General features: G+C 71.6%; 14 protein-coding genes. 7 read left to right on the top strand and 7 right to left on the bottom strand.

The window, feature by feature from the left end:
- Positions 1-31: 31 nt before the first annotated feature.
- Positions 32-1711: a urocanate hydratase gene (gene hutU / locus ACFVYL_RS36970; protein ID WP_389724414.1), complete on the bottom strand. Its 1680-nt coding sequence runs from the start codon at positions 1709-1711 to the stop codon at positions 32-34.
- A 172-nt stretch (positions 1712-1883) separates the two neighbouring features.
- On the opposite strand from hutU, the gene ACFVYL_RS36965 reads away from it, so the two are divergent.
- Both ACFVYL_RS36965 and ACFVYL_RS36960 read left to right on the top strand, forming a co-directional pair.
- The gene (locus ACFVYL_RS36965) at positions 1884-3272 is read left to right on the top strand and encodes a diaminopimelate decarboxylase (RefSeq protein ID WP_389724411.1); all 1389 of its coding nucleotides are present in this window, start codon (positions 1884-1886) and stop codon (positions 3270-3272) included.
- 206 nt (positions 3273-3478) lie between these two features.
- The gene (locus ACFVYL_RS36960) at positions 3479-4843 is read left to right on the top strand and encodes an APC family permease (RefSeq protein ID WP_389724408.1); all 1365 of its coding nucleotides are present in this window, start codon (positions 3479-3481) and stop codon (positions 4841-4843) included.
- Between the two features lie 87 nt (positions 4844-4930).
- Here ACFVYL_RS36960 and ACFVYL_RS36955 read toward each other — a convergent pair whose 3' ends face one another.
- The 4 genes from ACFVYL_RS36955 to ACFVYL_RS36940 form a co-directional block, all read right to left on the bottom strand.
- Entirely contained in the window at positions 4931-5347 is a 417-nt protein-coding gene (locus ACFVYL_RS36955; protein ID WP_389724405.1) for a type II toxin-antitoxin system VapC family toxin, read from the bottom strand.
- The gene (locus ACFVYL_RS36950; RefSeq protein WP_389724402.1) at positions 5344-5586 is read right to left on the bottom strand and encodes a hypothetical protein; all 243 of its coding nucleotides are present in this window, start codon (positions 5584-5586) and stop codon (positions 5344-5346) included. Before ACFVYL_RS36950 ends, ACFVYL_RS36955 begins: the two co-directional genes overlap by 4 nt.
- 65 nt (positions 5587-5651) lie before the next feature.
- The gene (locus ACFVYL_RS36945; protein WP_389724399.1) at positions 5652-6485 is read right to left on the bottom strand and encodes a MurR/RpiR family transcriptional regulator; all 834 of its coding nucleotides are present in this window, start codon (positions 6483-6485) and stop codon (positions 5652-5654) included.
- The gene (locus ACFVYL_RS36940; protein ID WP_389724397.1) at positions 6482-6670 is read right to left on the bottom strand and encodes a hypothetical protein; all 189 of its coding nucleotides are present in this window, start codon (positions 6668-6670) and stop codon (positions 6482-6484) included. The genes ACFVYL_RS36945 and ACFVYL_RS36940 overlap by 4 nt, the downstream gene beginning before the upstream one ends.
- A gap of 285 nt (positions 6671-6955) precedes the next feature.
- On the opposite strand from ACFVYL_RS36940, the gene ACFVYL_RS36935 reads away from it, so the two are divergent.
- Positions 6956-8383 (top strand): purine-cytosine permease family protein, encoded by a 1428-nt coding sequence (locus tag ACFVYL_RS36935; protein WP_389724394.1) that lies wholly within the window; start codon positions 6956-6958, stop codon positions 8381-8383.
- Between the two features lie 11 nt (positions 8384-8394).
- Positions 8395-8814 carry a hypothetical protein gene (locus ACFVYL_RS36930; protein WP_389724392.1) on the top strand — a complete coding sequence of 140 codons (420 nt, stop codon included), beginning with the start codon at positions 8395-8397 and terminating at the stop codon, positions 8812-8814.
- Positions 8815-8863: 49 nt separating this feature from the next.
- Here ACFVYL_RS36930 and ACFVYL_RS36925 read toward each other — a convergent pair whose 3' ends face one another.
- Positions 8864-9625, bottom strand: coding sequence for an SDR family oxidoreductase (locus ACFVYL_RS36925; RefSeq protein ID WP_389724390.1), 762 nt, complete (start codon positions 9623-9625; stop codon positions 8864-8866).
- A gap of 151 nt (positions 9626-9776) precedes the next feature.
- On the opposite strand from ACFVYL_RS36925, the gene ACFVYL_RS36920 reads away from it, so the two are divergent.
- Positions 9777-10616 (top strand): helix-turn-helix transcriptional regulator, encoded by an 840-nt coding sequence (locus tag ACFVYL_RS36920; RefSeq protein ID WP_389724387.1) that lies wholly within the window; start codon positions 9777-9779, stop codon positions 10614-10616.
- A gap of 767 nt (positions 10617-11383) precedes the next feature.
- On the opposite strand, the gene ACFVYL_RS36915 is transcribed toward ACFVYL_RS36920, so the two are convergent.
- Positions 11384-12775: a cystathionine beta-synthase gene (locus ACFVYL_RS36915; protein WP_389724384.1), complete on the bottom strand. Its 1392-nt coding sequence runs from the start codon at positions 12773-12775 to the stop codon at positions 11384-11386.
- A 164-nt stretch (positions 12776-12939) separates the two neighbouring features.
- Between ACFVYL_RS36915 and ACFVYL_RS36910 the strand changes: the two genes are divergently transcribed.
- Positions 12940-13953, top strand: coding sequence for an SGNH/GDSL hydrolase family protein (locus ACFVYL_RS36910; RefSeq protein ID WP_389724381.1), 1014 nt, complete (start codon positions 12940-12942; stop codon positions 13951-13953).
- 577 nt (positions 13954-14530) lie between these two features.
- A complete protein-coding gene (locus tag ACFVYL_RS36905; RefSeq protein WP_389724378.1) occupies positions 14531-15748 on the top strand; it encodes an acetyl-CoA C-acetyltransferase in 1218 nt (405 codons plus the stop codon).
- Positions 15749-15838: the final 90 nt, after the last annotated feature.

The following is a 15838-nucleotide window of genomic DNA, read 5'->3' as shown; positions in this document are numbered from 1 at the left end:
TCCCCGGCATCCCCGGGATCCCCGGTGCGCGTCACGCGTCGCCCTCCCGCATCGGAATCCGTACGCCCTTCTCGTCCGCCACGGACTCCGCGATGTCGTACCCCGCGTCCACGTGCCGGATGACGCCCATCCCGGGGTCGTTGGTGAGGACGCGGCGGATCTTCTCGCCCGCGAGCTTCGTGCCGTCGGCGACCGAGACCTGGCCCGCGTGAATGGAGCGGCCCATGCCGACGCCGCCGCCGTGGTGGATGGAGACCCAGGAGGCGCCGGAGGCGACGTTCACCATGGCGTTCAGGAGCGGCCAGTCGGCGATCGCGTCGGAGCCGTCGAGCATGGCCTCCGTCTCGCGGTACGGGGAGGCCACCGAGCCGCAGTCGAGGTGGTCGCGGCCGATCGCGAGGGGGGCGGCGAGGGTGCCGTTGCCGACCATGTCGTTGAACATGTCGCCCGCCTTGTCGCGCTCGCCCTGGCCGAGCCAGCAGATGCGCGCGGGCAGGCCCTGGAAGTGGACGCGCTCGCCCGCCATCCTGATCCAGCGGTGCAGCGACTCGTTCTCCGGGAAGAGGTCGAGGAGCGCCTTGTCCGTCTTGTGGATGTCGGAGGCCTCGCCGGAGAGCGCCGCCCAGCGGAACGGGCCCTTGCCCTCGCAGAAGAGCGGGCGGATGTAGGCGGGGACGAAGCCCGGGAACGCGAACGCGCGCTCGTAGCCCGCGAGTTGGGCCTCGCCGCGGATCGAGTTGCCGTAGTCGAAGACCTCGGCCCCGGCGTCCATGAAGCCGACCATGGCCTCGACGTGCCTGGCCATGGACTCACGGGCGCGGGTCGTGAAGCCCGCCGGGTCCTTCGCCGCGTACGACGCCATGTCGTCGAAGTCGACGCCGGTGGGGAGGTAGGCGAGCGGGTCGTGCGCCGACGTCTGGTCGGTGACGATGTCGATCGGGGCGCCCTCGGCGAGCATCCGGGGCAGCAGGTCCGCCGCGTTGCCGAGCAGGCCGATGGAGAGGGGCTTCCTCGCATCCCGGGCTTCCACCGCCAGCTGGAGCGCGTGCTCCAGGGAGTCGGCCTTCACATCCAGGTACTTGTGCTCGATGCGGCGCTCGATGGCGCGCGGGTCGACGTCGATACAGATCGCGACGCCGTCGTTCATGGTGACGGCGAGCGGCTGGGCGCCGCCCATGCCGCCGAGGCCTGCGGTGAGGGTGATCGTCCCGGCGAGCGTGCCGTTGACCCCCTTACCAATTGAATGCAGCTTCGCGGCGACGGCGGCGAACGTCTCGTACGTGCCCTGGAGGATGCCCTGCGTGCCGATGTAGATCCACGAACCGGCCGTCATCTGGCCGTACATGGTGAGGCCGAGCTGCTCCAGGCGGCGGAACTCCTCCCAGTTCGCCCAGTCGCCCACCAGGTTGGAGTTGGCGATCAGGACGCGCGGGGCCCACTCGTGCGTCTGCATCACGCCGACGGGGCGGCCGGACTGGACGAGCATCGTCTCGTCCTGCTTGAGGGTCTTCAGGGTGCGCACCATCGCGTCGAAGGAGCGCCAGTCGCGGGCCGCCTTGCCGGTGCCGCCGTAGACGACGAGCTTGTCGGGGTGCTCGGCGACCTCGGGGTCGAGGTTGTTCTGCAGCATGCGCAGGGCGGCTTCCTGCTGCCATCCCAGGGCACTCAGTTCCGTACCGCGCGGGGCCCGTACGGGGCGGGGTCCTGACATGGCGATGCCTCCTCGCGTGAAGCTGCTGTCGAAGCCGGTGCGAGCGGGCTCGGCGAACCGGCTCGATGTGACCTTGTTATTCACATCCTGAGGTCCTGAATAGGGCTAGTCAATAGCGAACGAATGCACGAGTACGCCAGCGATGGCCCGCCACGGATGATTGGCTGGATCAATGGGCCACGACGACCGGACACAGCACCTCCACGCGGGCACCGCCCCCGCCACCGCGGGCGCCGAGGCGGCCGCCCGCCGCGACCGGGCCGTCCGCGCCGCCGTCGAGCAGGGCGTCGTCGGCCCCGCCGCCCCCGTCGCGGGCCTGCTCGACGTCGCCGGAATCCGCGCGAGTGCCGCAGCCCTGCACGCCGCCTTCGACGCCGTCACCCCGCCGGGCACCCCCGTCCTGCACGCCTTCGCGGTGAAGGCGGCCCCGCTCGTCGCGGTCCTGCGGCTGCTGCGCTCGGCGGGCGTCGGCGCCGAGGTGGCGAGCCCCGGCGAGCTGGCCCTGGCCCGGGCCGGCGGGGTGCCGCCCGCCGAGACCGTCCTCGACTCGCCCGCCAAGACCCCGGCCGAACTGCGCGAGGCCCTGGCGCTCGGCATCGCCGTGAACGCGGACAACCCGCAGGAACTGGCCCGCCTCGACACGATGACCCGGTCGGCGCTGACCGGCTCCCCCATCGGCATCCGCGTGAACCCGCAGATCGGCGGCGGCGCGATCGACGCCCTGTCGACGGCGACGCCCACCGCCAAGTTCGGGGTGCCGCTGCGCGACGACGACGCCAGGGAGTGGGTGGTCAGGGCCTTCCTGGACCGGCCGTGGCTGACCCGCCTGCACGCGCACTCCGGGTCGCAGGGCATGCCCCTGGAGATGATGGTGCGGGGCGTCGCGGCGACGTACGAGCTGGCCGAGGAGATCAACGAACGCGCCGGGCGGCGCCAGGTCGACACGATCGACATCGGCGGCGGCCTGCCCGTCAACTTCGCCTCGGACGAGGAGACGCCGACCCACGCGCAGTACGCGCGCCGCCTCAAGGCCCGGGTGCCGGGACTGCTCGACGGGCGGTACGGCCTGGTCACCGAGTTCGGCCGCTCGCTGCTCGCCAAGCACGGGACGATCCTCGCCCGCGTCGAGTACGCGAAGCACGCGGGCGGCAGACCCATCGCCGTGACGCACGCGGGCGTCCAAGTGGCCACCCGTACCGTCTACATGCCCACCTCCTGGCCGCTGCGGATCCGCGCGTACGACGCCGGGGGGCAGCCCAGGAACGGGCCCGCCGTCGGGCAGGACATCGCGGGTCCGGCCTGTTTCGCGGGCGACCTGCTCGCCGAGAACCGTCCGCTGCCGCTCCTCGAACAGGGCGACTACATCGCGGCGTTGGACACCGGCGCCTACTATTTCGCGCACCACTACTCGTACAACAGCCTCGCCAGGCCCGGCATCCACGGCTTTTCCGTGGACGCCGACGCGGTGCGCTTCGCGGTGGCGCGGGAGCCGCAGACGCTCGACGAGATCGTGGCGGAGGCGGGCGGGGGCGCGGAGCGGGACGCCTTGCGGCAGCTCTGACCTCGCCGTGCGCCGACCCGCGCGAGTGCCGCCTCGGGGCCGTCGGCCGCTGCGGGTGGCCGGTGGCTGGTCGCGCAGTTCCCCGCGCCCCCTAGGGGCGCCTGCGGCCAAGGCAGGGGAACGCACTTGCTCAACTCGCGCATAGTGACGTGCGCCACGGGCAGATCCTTTCCCCAGACGTGTTCCCGGTCTCGGGGGAGGCTCAAGTGACGGCAACCGGCACACCCAGCACCGCACCGGCGCCGGAGGAGGACGGGGCCCTGCACCGCGCCATCGGGCCCAAACTGCTGATCCTCTTCGTGATCGGCGACATTCTCGGCACCGGCATCTACGCCACCACCGGCAAGGTCGCGGGCAAGGTCGGCGGCGCGCTCTGGGTGCCGTTCGCGATCGGGTTCGTCGTGGCGCTCCTGACGGCCGCCTCGTACGTCGAGCTGGTCGGCAAGTACCCGAAGGCGGCCGGCGCCGCGCTCTACACCCAGAAGGCGTTCAAGACGCCCTTCCTCACCTTCATCATCGCCTTCATGGTGATGTGCTCCGGCCTCTCGTCCGCGAGCGCGGCGGCCCGCGCCTTCAGCGGTGACTACCTGGGCGAGCTGACCGGCGACGCGCTGCCGCCGACCCTGGTCGCGATCACCTTCATCGTGCTGCTCGCGGCGCTGAACATGCGGGGCGTCTCGGAGTCGGTGAAGGCCAACGTGGTTCTCACGATCGTCGAACTGACCGGCCTCCTGATCATCCTCGCGATCGGCGCGTACGCCGTGCTGACCGGGGACGGCGAGCCCGCGCGCCTCACCGAGTTCGAGACGGGCGGCAGCGGATACGCCCTGATGACCGGGGTGCTGGGCGCGACCGCCCTCGGCTTCTTCGCCTTCGTGGGCTTCGAGGACTCGGTGAACATGGCCGAGGAGACCAAGGACCCCGTCCGCACCTTCCCGCGCGCGATCTTCATCGGCGTCGCGGTGACCGGCACCATCTACGTCCTGGTGGCGCTGGTCTCGTCCCTCCTCGTCGACCACAGGACGCTCGAAGGCTCCAGCGGTCCGCTCCTGGAGGTCGTCAAGGCGGGCGGCGTTGACTTCCCGCACAAACTCTTCGCGCTGATCGCCCTGTTCGCGGTCACCAACTCGGCGCTGATCAACATCATGATGGCCTCGCGGCTCTGCTACGGCATGGCCAACGAACGCATCCTGCCGCGCGCCATGGGCCGCGTCCTGCCCCGCCGCCGCACCCCGATCGTCGGCATCGTCTTCGTCTCCCTGCTCGCCGTCGGCCTTGTCTCGACCGGCGAGATCGAGGGCCTCGGCGACACCACGGCGTTCCTGCTGCTCTGCGTGTTCGCGGTGGTCAACGTGGCGGTCCTCGTCCTGCGCCGCGACCCGGTCGACCACCGGCACTTCCGTACGCCGACGGCACTTCCCGTGCTCGGCGCGATCACCGCCCTGATCCTCGCCAGCCCGCTGGCGGACCGCCCGGCCGAGGTCTACATCCGGGCGGGCGTCCTGATCGCGATCGGCATCGGGCTGTGGGTGGTCAACAAGGTGGTCCTGGGGGCCCGGGACGCGGGCTGAGGGGGGCCCGGGACGCGGGCTGAGGGGGGCCCGGGACGCGGGCTGAGGGGGGCCCGGGACGCGGGCTGAGGGGGGCAGGCGCGCCGCTCAGGGCAGGAGCGTGAAGGCCTTCACGTGCTCGGGCCGCACGGCGGAGAAGTGGCGGTGGTCGAGGGTCGCGACCTCGGCGAGGCGGAGGCGCTCGGCGACCGCGATGACGGAGGCGTCGACGGTGCCGAGGGGGAAGTCGGCGTATGTGCGGATCAGGTCCGCCGTACGGGCCAGGTCCCCCTGTTCCAGGGCGACCAGGTCCAGCTGGCCGGCGGCCACCGAGTCCAGGAAGCCCGCCTCCGCCTCGGGGGACAGATACCGCTCCAGCATCCAGGCGGTCTCGGTGACCACCGTCGGCACGACCTTGAGGCGCCCCTGGAAGCCTTCGGCGAACGCGAGGCACTCGGCGTGATGGGCGTCCCGCCGGTCGGCGATCGCGATCAGCACACCCGTGTCGACCAGGATTTCCTTCACCGATCGAGCTCGATTCCGTCTTGGACCAGCTCACGGTGGCGCTCCGAGAGGTCCGACCGGCCCGAATCGCCGATGCCGGCGAAAGAAAAGCGCCCCGCCGACGGCTCAGCCGCTGCTTCCTCCACGTACGGCGCGATCTCCGGGTCGGTGTCCACGATGACGCGGAGGTGCCGGAGCTTCGCCGGTGGCAGCGCGTCGAGTACGTGCCGAAGGTGGTCGTAGTCCTCTGCTGCGGTCATGGTTCGAGCGTACGTGGCAGCAGCGTCCCCCGGCACTGAACGAGGACGTTCACCCATACGGGTCCCTACTCCACGAACAGCCCCCGCGCCGCCGCCCCCGCGTCGAACTCCTCCAGGCGCGCCTGCGCGTCCGGGAGGCCGTCGCACATGGCCTCCAGAAGGACGCGGCCGAGCAGCATCGGGGCGCAGGCCGTGTCGAAGGCGAGGCCCGTGCCGACCGCCGCGGGGAGCAGCAGGTCGCAGTGGGCGGCGACCGGGGCGAACGCGGAGTCGGCGACGGTGACGACCGTCAGGCCCGCCGACTGTGCGTGGGCGAGTGCGTCGACGACCTCGCGGGGGTGGCGGGGCAGCGCGAAGCAGAGGAGCGTCGTGGCACCGGCGCGGACCGCCGCGTCGACGCGGTCGGTCAGCATCGTGCCGCCCTCGTCGAGGAGGCGCACGTCGGGGTGGACCTTGGCGGCGAAGTAGGCGAAGCCGTACGCCTGGGACGCGGCGGCCCGCAGGCCGAGGACGGGCAGGGGGCGGGAAGCGGCGAGGAGCCGGCCCGCGCGCTCCACCGGGGCCGGGTCCGCGAGCACCTCCGCCAGGTGCCGGAGGTTCTCGATCTCCGCCTCGACCGCCTGCTGGTACTCGTTGACGGTCCTGGCGCCCGACGTCTCCGCTGGGGCCACGTCCCGCAGGTGCCTGCGCAGCGCCGGGTAGCCGTCGAAGCCGAGGGCGACGGCGAAGCGGGTGACCGAGGGCTGGCTCACCCCGGCGAGGTCGGCCAGCTCCACGCTGGAGAGGAACGGCGCGTCGGCGGCCCTGCGCACCATGCAGTGCGCGATGCGCCGCTGGGTGGGCGTGAGCCGGTGGCCCTCGAAGAGCACTTGCAGTCGCGCGGCAGGGCTGTCACTCATGCCGTTCCCCTCAGGATGTCCGTACCCGCGGTCGTTCCGGCGCCGCGTGCCGACCGCAGCCGCACCGGCCGGGCAGCGGATCCGGCCAGACGTACGACGTCTGTGACCGTCATTCCCCGGCCGTCGAGAGTGCCGACCGCTTCCCCGTCTCCGGTCGCCGTGTCCGCGATACGAGACGACTTCACTCGCATTCCTTCCCCAATCGGACGGCCCGTCTTGCCCACCGGCCACTTGGTGCCGGCGATTTGCGCCGGAGCATTGACAACCTATTCAGACAACGAGAACTCTGCATGACGATATACAGCCGGGCAAGGGACTCCACACGATCCAGCTCGACCCGGTCCACGAGGGCTTCCGCGCGTGGGACGGGGCGGAGAAGCACGGCACCACCAAGAAGCACGGCTTCACCAAGAAGTAGCCACTGAGGGAACGCACCAACTCACCCGGAACAGCAGGGGGTTCAGCGGATCATGGCAGCAGAGGATCTCGTGGAGCGGCGCTCCATCGATGTCGTCCCGGACGACGAACGGCACGGCACCGCGTTCAGCCAGTTCACCCTCTGGCTCGGCGCCAATCTGCAGATCACCGCGGTCGTCACGGGCGCCCTCGCCGTCGTCTTCGGCGGCGACGTGGTGTGGTCGCTCGCGGGCCTCGTCCTCGGCAACCTGCTCGGCGGCGCGGTGATGGCCCTGCACTCGGCGCAGGGGCCGAAGCTCGGCCTGCCCCAGATGATCCAGTCCCGGGCCCAGTTCGGGGTGAAGGGCGCGGTCGTCCCGCTGCTCCTCGTCATCCTCATGTACGTCGGGTTCTTCGCGAGCGGCAGCGTGCTCGCCGGACAGGCCACCGCCGAGCTGTCGCACACGAACGACACCACCGGCATCGTGATCTTCGCCGTGGTCACGGCGGTCATGGCGGCGGTCGGCTACCGCGTCATCCACGCGCTCGGCCGGGTGGCGAGCGTGATCTGCGCGCTCGCCTTCGTCTACCTCGGCATCCGGCTCCTGGACCGCGTGGACCTGTCCGCGCTGCTCTCCGACGCCCACTTCGACCTGCCGATGTTCCTGCTCGCCGTCTCCCTCTCCGCCTCCTGGCAGCTGGCCTTCGGCCCCTACGTCGCGGACTACTCGCGCTACCTGCCGCGCACGACCTCGGCGAAGGCCACCTTCTGGTGGACGCTTTCGGGCTCGGCGCTCGGCTCGCAGTGGTCGATGACGTTCGGGGTCCTGGTGGCGGCGAGCGCGGGGGGCGCCTTCCTCGACGACCAGGTCGGCTATGTCGTCGGCCTCGGCGGCACCGGCCTGATCGCCTCCCTCCTGTACTTCGTGATCGCGCTCGGCAAGCTGACCATCAACGTGCTCAACACGTACGGCGGCTTCATGTCGATGGTCACGAGCATCAGCGGATTCCGCGGCAGCCGCGTCCTCGGGCCCCGCGGCCGGGCCGCGTACATCGCGGTGATCATGGTGGCGGGCACGGCGGTCGCGCTGCTCGGCAAGGACAGCTTCCTGGCGTCCTTCAAGGACTTCCTGCTGTTCCTGCTGACCTTCTTCACGCCGTGGTCCGCCATCAACCTGGTCGACTACTACCTGATCTCGCGCGAGCGGTACGACATCCCCGCCCTCTTCGACCCGCACGGCCGCTACGGCGCCTGGCGCTGGGACGCGCTGACGGTCTACGGCGTCGGGCTCCTCGCCCAGCTGCCCTTCCTCGTCACGCACTTCTACACGGGCCCGCTGGCCGGTCCGCTGGGCGGCGCCGACATCTCGTGGATCGTGGGGCTCGTGGTGCCCGCGGCGCTGTACTGGGCGCTGGCCAGGCGGAATCCGCCCGTCCCTGGGGACGGGGCCCGCACGGAAAGGGGGGTTAGCCCCACCGCGACCGAAGCCTTGGCGCCGTAACGTACTCAGGTATGGAAGCCCGAGACGCCGAACTCAAGAAGGAACTCGACGCCACTCTGCACGCCCGCAGAGAGCTCGGCGAAGAGTACGACTCCGCCTTGGTCGACTCGTTCCTGGGGAAGATCGAGCAGCGCCTGGACGGGACGGTCGACCGCCGCATGCGACGCCATCTGGCCGAGCAGCAGATGGTCGTCGCCCGCGGCGCCCGCTCCCCCGGCAGCGACGTCGACTCGTGGGGTGAGCGCTTCGGATTCGGCGTGATCTCGCTGGTCCTCGCCATCCCGCTCTCCGCGATCGCCGTGGCCAACGCGGGCCTGACCGGGCTCTTCGTGTCGTGGGCCGGCATCTTCGGCGTGAACGCGGTGCACTCGGTGCGCGGCGCGCAGTTCGGGCGCCGGAGCCGCGAGCGCACATCGGAATGGGACGACTGAACCGACTGAATCGACTGAACCCGTCCCGGCCGGTCCGTTGACCGGGGGCTCACGCCTGACGCGTGGGCAACACGATCAGCTGGCGCAGGTTGACGTGGCGCGGCCGGCTCGTCGCGTACGCGATGAGGTCCGCGATGTCGTCCGAGGCCAGCGACCCGACTGCGCCGAACATGCCCTCCAGCTGCTCGCTGAGCTCCTCGTTGTCGACGTGCCCGCGCAGCTCGGTGTCCGTGAAGCCCGGCTCGACGTTGGTGACGCGCACGTCGCGCGGGCCGAGCTCGGTGCGCAGCGACTCCGACAGATAGGTCAGCGCCGCCTTCGTCGCCCCGTACACCGCGTAGTCGGTGAACGGGATGTGCGCGCCGATCGAGGAGATGTTGACCAGGTCCGCCGTGCCGCCCTGGGCGGCCGCCTCGATCAGGTCCGGCGTGAAGGCGCCGATGATCCGCAGCGCACCCGCCACGTTCGTGTCCAGCATCCGCTGCCACTCGTCGGTGCGGGCCTCGGTGACCGGGTTGGGGAGCATCACGCCCGCCGAGTTCACCACCAGGTCCACGCGTCCGTACGCCGCGTGGACGCGCTCCGCGGCGGCGTCCACCGACGCCTGGTCGGTGATGTCGGCGGTGACGGCGAGCGCCCGTCCGCCGTCCGCCCCGATCTTCGCGGCCAGCCCGTCGAGGCGCTCCGTGCGCCGGGCGAGGAGGACGACCCGCGCGCCCCGCGCCGCGAGCAGCCGGGCCGTGGCCTCGCCGATGCCGCTGGCGGCGCCGGTGACGAGGGCGGTGCGGTCCTGAAGGTTCTCGTACGACATTCCTGAACTCCCTTGCGGTCCTTGCCGTCCGGGGCTCTCCCCGGCGGCGGGAACCACTCTGCGCACCGCGCGGCCCGCTACCCAGGGCTGTGCTTTTCCTGGGTCTGCCAGTACCAGGCTCAGCTCCGGCCGCCGCCCTAGGATCGAACGCATGAACGGTGACCTCGGAGACTTCCTGCGTTCACGGCGCGCCCGCATACAGCCCGCGGACGTGGGCCTCACCGCGCACGGCCGCCGCCGGGTGCCCGGGCTGCGGCGCGAGGAGGTCGCCCAGCTGGCGGGCGTGAGCGTGGACTACTACATCCGCCTCGAACAGGGCCGCGGTCCCTCGGTGTCCGACGCCGTGCTCGACGCGATCGCCCGCGTGCTGCGTCTGGACGAGACCGAGCACGCCTACCTGCGCACCGTGGCCCGCCCGCAGCCCCGGCCCCGCAGGGCCGCCGCCGCTCAGCGGGTCCGGCCCGGGCTGCAGCTCCTGCTCGACACCATCGACCGGGCGCCCGCGTTCGTCTTCGGCCGCCGCATGGACGTCCTGGCCTGGAACGCGCTCGGCGACGCCCTCAACGGCTTCTCCCGCCTCACTCCCGCCGAGCGCAACATTCCCCGCCAGGTCTTCCTCGAAGGCCCCGGCAAGGCGTGCTACCCGGAGTGGGAGGCGGTGGCCGCGGAGACCGTCGCGTATCTGCGCCTGGACGCGGCGCGCCGCCCCTCGGACGCGGCGCTCTGCTCGCTGGTCGGCGAACTGTCCGTCAAGAGCGAGGACTTCCGCCGGCTGTGGGCGGACCACCAGGTCAAGGAGAAGACCCACGGCGTGAAGCGCATCAGCCACCCGGTCGTCGGCGACCTGGTCCTCCCCTACGAGACGCTGGCGCTGCCCGGCGATCCCGAGCAACTCCTGGTCGTCTACACGCCGGAGCCGGGGTCGGAGAGTGCGGAGAGGCTGGCGCTGCTGGGGAGCTGGAGCGTGGCGGCGGAGGGCGCGGCCCCCTGAGCGCACGGGGTCGCCGAGGCGGCGGCCCAACGGGGTTTGCCGCGCAGTTCCCTGCGCCCCTGAGGCGGGAACCGGCCTTATCCACCCTGCGGCCCGGCGGGGGCTTGCCGCGCAGTTCCCCGCGCCCCTGAGAGGGGGACCCGGCCTCATTCACGCTGCGGCCCGGCGGGGGTTTCTCGCGCAGTTCCCCGCGCCCCTGGGGCGGGACCGGTCTCATTCACGCTGGGGGCCCGGTGGGGGCTGGGCGCGCAGTTCCCCGCGCCCCTTTTGCCGCACCTCCGGCGAGCCGGCGATGTGCGCCCGCCCCCTCCAGGGGCGCGGGGAACTGCGCAGTCTTTTCAGGGGCGCGGGGAACTGCGCGACCAGCCACGACGTACCCGCACGGGGGAACGGCGAGGAGGCACCCCAGGGGCGCGGGGAACTGCGCGCTCAGCCAACGGCGTACCCGTACGGGGAAAACGGCGAGGAGGGGGCGCTCAGGGGCGCGGGGAACTGCGCAAAACACCGTTCGGCCGTCGCCGCGGAGACCGCCGCACCTCCGGGGGCAAACCCCAGCGGGCGGGACGACGACGGCCTCCGCGGCGGACGTGCGCCGGGTCAGGGCCAGGCCACGTCCAGGCGTCCGTGGAGTTCCGGGAGCCGCTCCGGATGTCCTGACGCCGACACAGAAAACTGTGCCGGAGCCGTGTTAAGCCCGTGCTGCGCACACGTGAAACCCGCGTACCGCTTCCGCGAAGTCCCGGCTCCCAGGAGCCGGGACCACCGCCTCACTGCCCCGGCTGAGCCGCCAGGAACGCGAGGAGGTCCTGCCGGCTCACGACGCCGGTCGGCTTGCCCTCGACCAGGACGATCGCGGCGTCGGCCCCGCCGAGCACCGACATCAGGTCCGCCACCGGCTCCCCGGAGCCGACCTGCGGCAGCGGGTCCGACATGTGCTTCTCCAGCGGGTCGGAGAGCGAGGCACGCTGCGTGAACAGCGCGTCCAGGAGCTCGCGTTCGACGACCGAGCCGATGACCTCCGCGGCCATCACGTCCGGGTGCCCCGCGCCCGGCTTCACGATCGGCATCTGCGAGACCCCGTACTCACGGAGCACGTCGATGGCCTCGCCGACCGTCTCCTCGGGGTGCATGTGCACCAGCGAGGGCAGCGCGCCGCCCTCCTTGCGGCTCAGCACGTCGCCGACGCGCGGCGCGTCGCCCGCCTGCTCCAGGAAGCCGTAGTCGTTCATCCACTCGTCGCTGAAGATCTTGCTCAGGTAGCCGCGGCCGGAGTCGGGAAGGAGCACCACCACGACGTCGTCCGGGCCGAGCCGCTCGGCGACCCGCAGCGCCGCCACGACGGCCATGCCGCAGGACCCGCCGACGAGCAGCCCCTCCTCCTTAGCCAGGCGCCGGGTCATCTGGAAGGAGTCCTTGTCGGACACCGCGACGATCTCGTCCGTCACGTTCCTGTCGTACGCGGTCGGCCAGAAGTCCTCACCGACGCCCTCGACCAGGTAGGGGCGCCCGGACCCGCCGGAGTACACGGACCCCTCGGGGTCGGCCCCGACGACGGTGACCTTCCCCTTCGAGACCTCCTTCAGATATCCACCCGTACCGGAGATCGTGCCACCGGTCCCGATGCCCGTCACGAAATGAGTGATCTTCCCCGCCGTCTGCTCCCAGAGCTCGGGGCCCGTGGAGTGGTAGTGGGAGAGCGGGTTGTTGGGGTTGCTGTACTGGTCGGGCTTCCAGGCGCCGGGCGTCTCGCGGACCAGCCGGTCGGAGACGTTGTAGTACGAATCCGGGTGCTCGGGGTCGACGGCGGTCGGGCAGACCACCACATCGGCGCCGTACGCGCGCAGCACATTGATCTTGTCGAGGGACACCTTGTCGGGGCAGACGAAGATGCACTTGTAGCCCTTCTGCTGGGCCACGATGGCGAGGCCGACCCCGGTGTTGCCGGAGGTGGGCTCGACGATGGTGCCGCCGGGCTTCAGCTCCCCGCTCTGCTCCGCCGCCTCGATCATGCGCAGCGCGATGCGGTCCTTCACGGAACCGCCGGGGTTGAAGTACTCGACCTTGGCCAGGACAGTCGCCTGGATGCCCGCGGTCACGTTGTTGAGCCTCACCAGCGGGGTGTTGCCGACGAGACTGATCATCGAGTCGTGGAATTGCACCGTTGTCTCCGGGCTGCGATGTAGTGCGACGAATTGGTGCGGTCAGCCTAAGGGTCCGACTCATCCGTTCACCTCTGCTTGCGATTGGCCGACCGTGCTTACGGGGCAATGAGTGGATGTACGGCCGTATGGCGCGGTACGGCACGAGGAGGTGGCTGCAGGGCATGTCGAGGGCGAGGGTGGCACGGCGGATCGCCGCGGGCGCGGCGTACGGCGGAGGAGGCATCGGGCTGCTCGGGGCCGCCACGGTGGGCGTGGTGCTCGCCGAGGTGCAGCTGGCGAAACGGAACGTGGGCAACGGCGGCCATGCGGATCCACCGCGCGCCGACGGCCGCTACGGCGGGTCCTACGCCGACCGCGCCATCGGCTGCCCGGCGGTGCGGTTCGCGATGCTCGGCGACTCCACGGCCGCGGGCCAGGGCGTGCACCGGGCCCGGCAGACCCCGGCCGCGCTGCTCGCCTCCGGTCTCGCCGCGGTGGCCGAGCAACCCGTCGACCTGCGGAACGTGGCGCTGCCCGGCGCCCAGTCGGACGACCTGGACCGGCAGGTGACGCTGATCCTCTCGGACCCGTCCTGGGTGCCGGACGTCTGCGTCATCATGATCGGCGCGAATGACGTGACGCACCGGATGCCGCCCACCCGCTCCGTCCGCCACCTCTCCGCGGCGGTCCGCAGGCTCCGTACGGCCGGGGCGGAGGTGGTCGTCGGCACCTGCCCCGACCTGGGCACGGTCGAGAACGTCTACCAGCCGCTGCGGTGGATGGCCCGCCGCGTCTCGCGGCAGCTGGCCGCGGCGCAGACGATCGGTGCGGTGGAGCAGGGCGGGCGGACGGTGTCGCTCGGCGACCTGCTCGGTCCCGAGTTCGCGGCGAATCCGCGGGAGCTGTTCGGTCCCGACCGGTACCACCCGTCCGCCGAGGGGTATGCGACGGCGGCGATGGCGGTGCTGCCCACGTTGTGCGCCGCGCTGGGGCTGTGGCCGGAGGAGGAGCGTCCCGATGTCTCGCGGCGGGAGGGGTTCCTGCCGGTTGCGCGGGCGGCGGCGCGGGCGGCGGCGGAGGGTGGTACGGAGGTTACGGCGGCGATGCCTACGGGGCCCCGGGGGCCGTGGGCCCTCCTCAAGCGCCGACGCCGTCGTCGCATCCACACCCCGGAACCGTCCCCGCTCCCCCACTGACGCCGCCTGCGGCCCGGCGGGGGCCGCTCGCGCAGTTCCCCGCGCCCCTGGGCCCGCCTTCGCCCGCGGGCCGGTGGGGGCTGATCGCGCAGTTCCCCGCGCCCCTAGGCCCGCCTTCGCCTGCAGCGCCATCGTGGTCGCTCGCGCAGTTCCCCGCGCCCCTGGAACCGCCTTCGCCCGCAGCGCCATCGTGGTCGCTCGCGCAGTTCCCCGCGCCCCTGGGTCCGCCTTCGTCTGCAGCGCCATCGTGGTTACTCGCGCAGTTCCCCGCGCCCCCGGGGAGTCCTCCTCGCCGGCCGGCCGAAGGTGCCGCTAAAGGGGCGCGGGGAACTGCGCGAGCAAGCCCCACCGGGCCGCAGCCAGACATGCAGCCCAGCCCGCCAAGGGGCGCGGGGAACTGCGCGACCGGCCACGACACACCCGCAGGCGAAGGCACACCCCCTCCCGCCCGGGGCCCCGCGGCCTGAGCGCCCGCTTAGAAATGCGTCCGGAGTCACACCCCCCACCCCATGACCCACCCCATTACGTGCAGGTAACTTCCCAGTGAGTCCTGCCCCTTCGCCCCTGGAGCGTCCTGATGCCCGAAGCCGTGATCGTTTCTGCCGCACGCACCCCGATCGGCCGCGCCTTCAAGGGCTCGCTGAAGGACCTGCGCCCGGACGACCTGACCGCCACGGTCATCGAGGCCGCCCTCGCCAAGGTCCCGGAGCTCGACCCGAAGCTCATCGACGACCTGATGCTCGGCTGTGGCCTGCCGGGCGGCGAGCAGGGGCACAACCTCGGCCGTATCGTCGCCGTACAGATGGGCATGGACCACCTGCCGGGCTGCACCATCACCCGGTACTGCTCCTCCTCCCTGCAGACGAGCCGCATGGCCCTGCACGCCATCAAGGCGGGCGAGGGCGACGTCTTCATCTCGGCCGGCGTCGAGATGGTGTCGCGCAGCAAGAACGGGACCAGCGACCACCCCGACACGCACAACCCCCTCTTCGCCGACGCCGAGGCCCGCACCGCGGCCGTCGCCCAGAGCGAGGGCTCCACGTGGCACGACCCGCGCGAGGACGGCCTGATCCCGGACGCGTACATCGCGATGGGCCAGACCGCCGAGAACCTCGCCCGCGCCAAGGGCGTCACCCGCAAGGACATGGACGAGTTCGGCGTCCGTTCGCAGAACCTCGCCGAGGAAGCCCTGAAGAACGGGTTCTGGGAGCGGGAGATCACCCCGGTCACGACCCCTGACGGCACCGTCGTCAGCAAGGACGACGGCCCGCGTGCCGGCGTCACGTACGAGGGCGTCCAGGGCCTCAAGCCCGTGTTCCGCCCCGACGGACTCGTCACCGCCGGCAACTGCTGCCCGCTGAACGACGGCGCCGCCGCCCTCGTGATCATGAGCGACACGAAGGCCCGCGAGCTCGGCCTGACCCCGCTCGCCCGCATCGTCTCCACCGGCGTCACCGGCCTCTCCCCCGAGATCATGGGCCTGGGCCCGGTCGAGGCGAGCAAGCAGGCCCTGAAGCGCGCCGGTCTCACCGTCGACGACATCGACCTCTTCGAGATCAACGAGGCCTTCGCCGCCCAGGTGATCCCCTCCTACCGCGACCTGAACATCCCGCTCGACAAGCTCAACGTCAACGGCGGCGCCATCGCGGTGGGCCACCCCTTCGGCATGACGGGCGCCCGCATCACCGGCACGCTCATCAACTCCCTCCAGTTCCACGACAAGCAGTTCGGCCTGGAGACGATGTGCGTCGGCGGTGGCCAGGGCATGGCGATGGTCATCGAGCGCCTCAGCTAGACGAGTAGTTCCGATAGCGGGGTTCTCAGACGGAGGGAGGGTGTCCAACATCGGGTTGTGACGACCAATTTAGACACCCTCTTGACGGCA

The sequence above is a fragment of the Streptomyces sp. NPDC058308 genome (genome assembly GCF_042880275.1).
Lineage (GTDB): Bacteria > Actinomycetota > Actinomycetes > Streptomycetales > Streptomycetaceae > Streptomyces.
The sequence above is the reverse complement of the archived record's forward strand: the minus strand, read 5'-3'. Positions and strand labels throughout refer to the sequence as shown.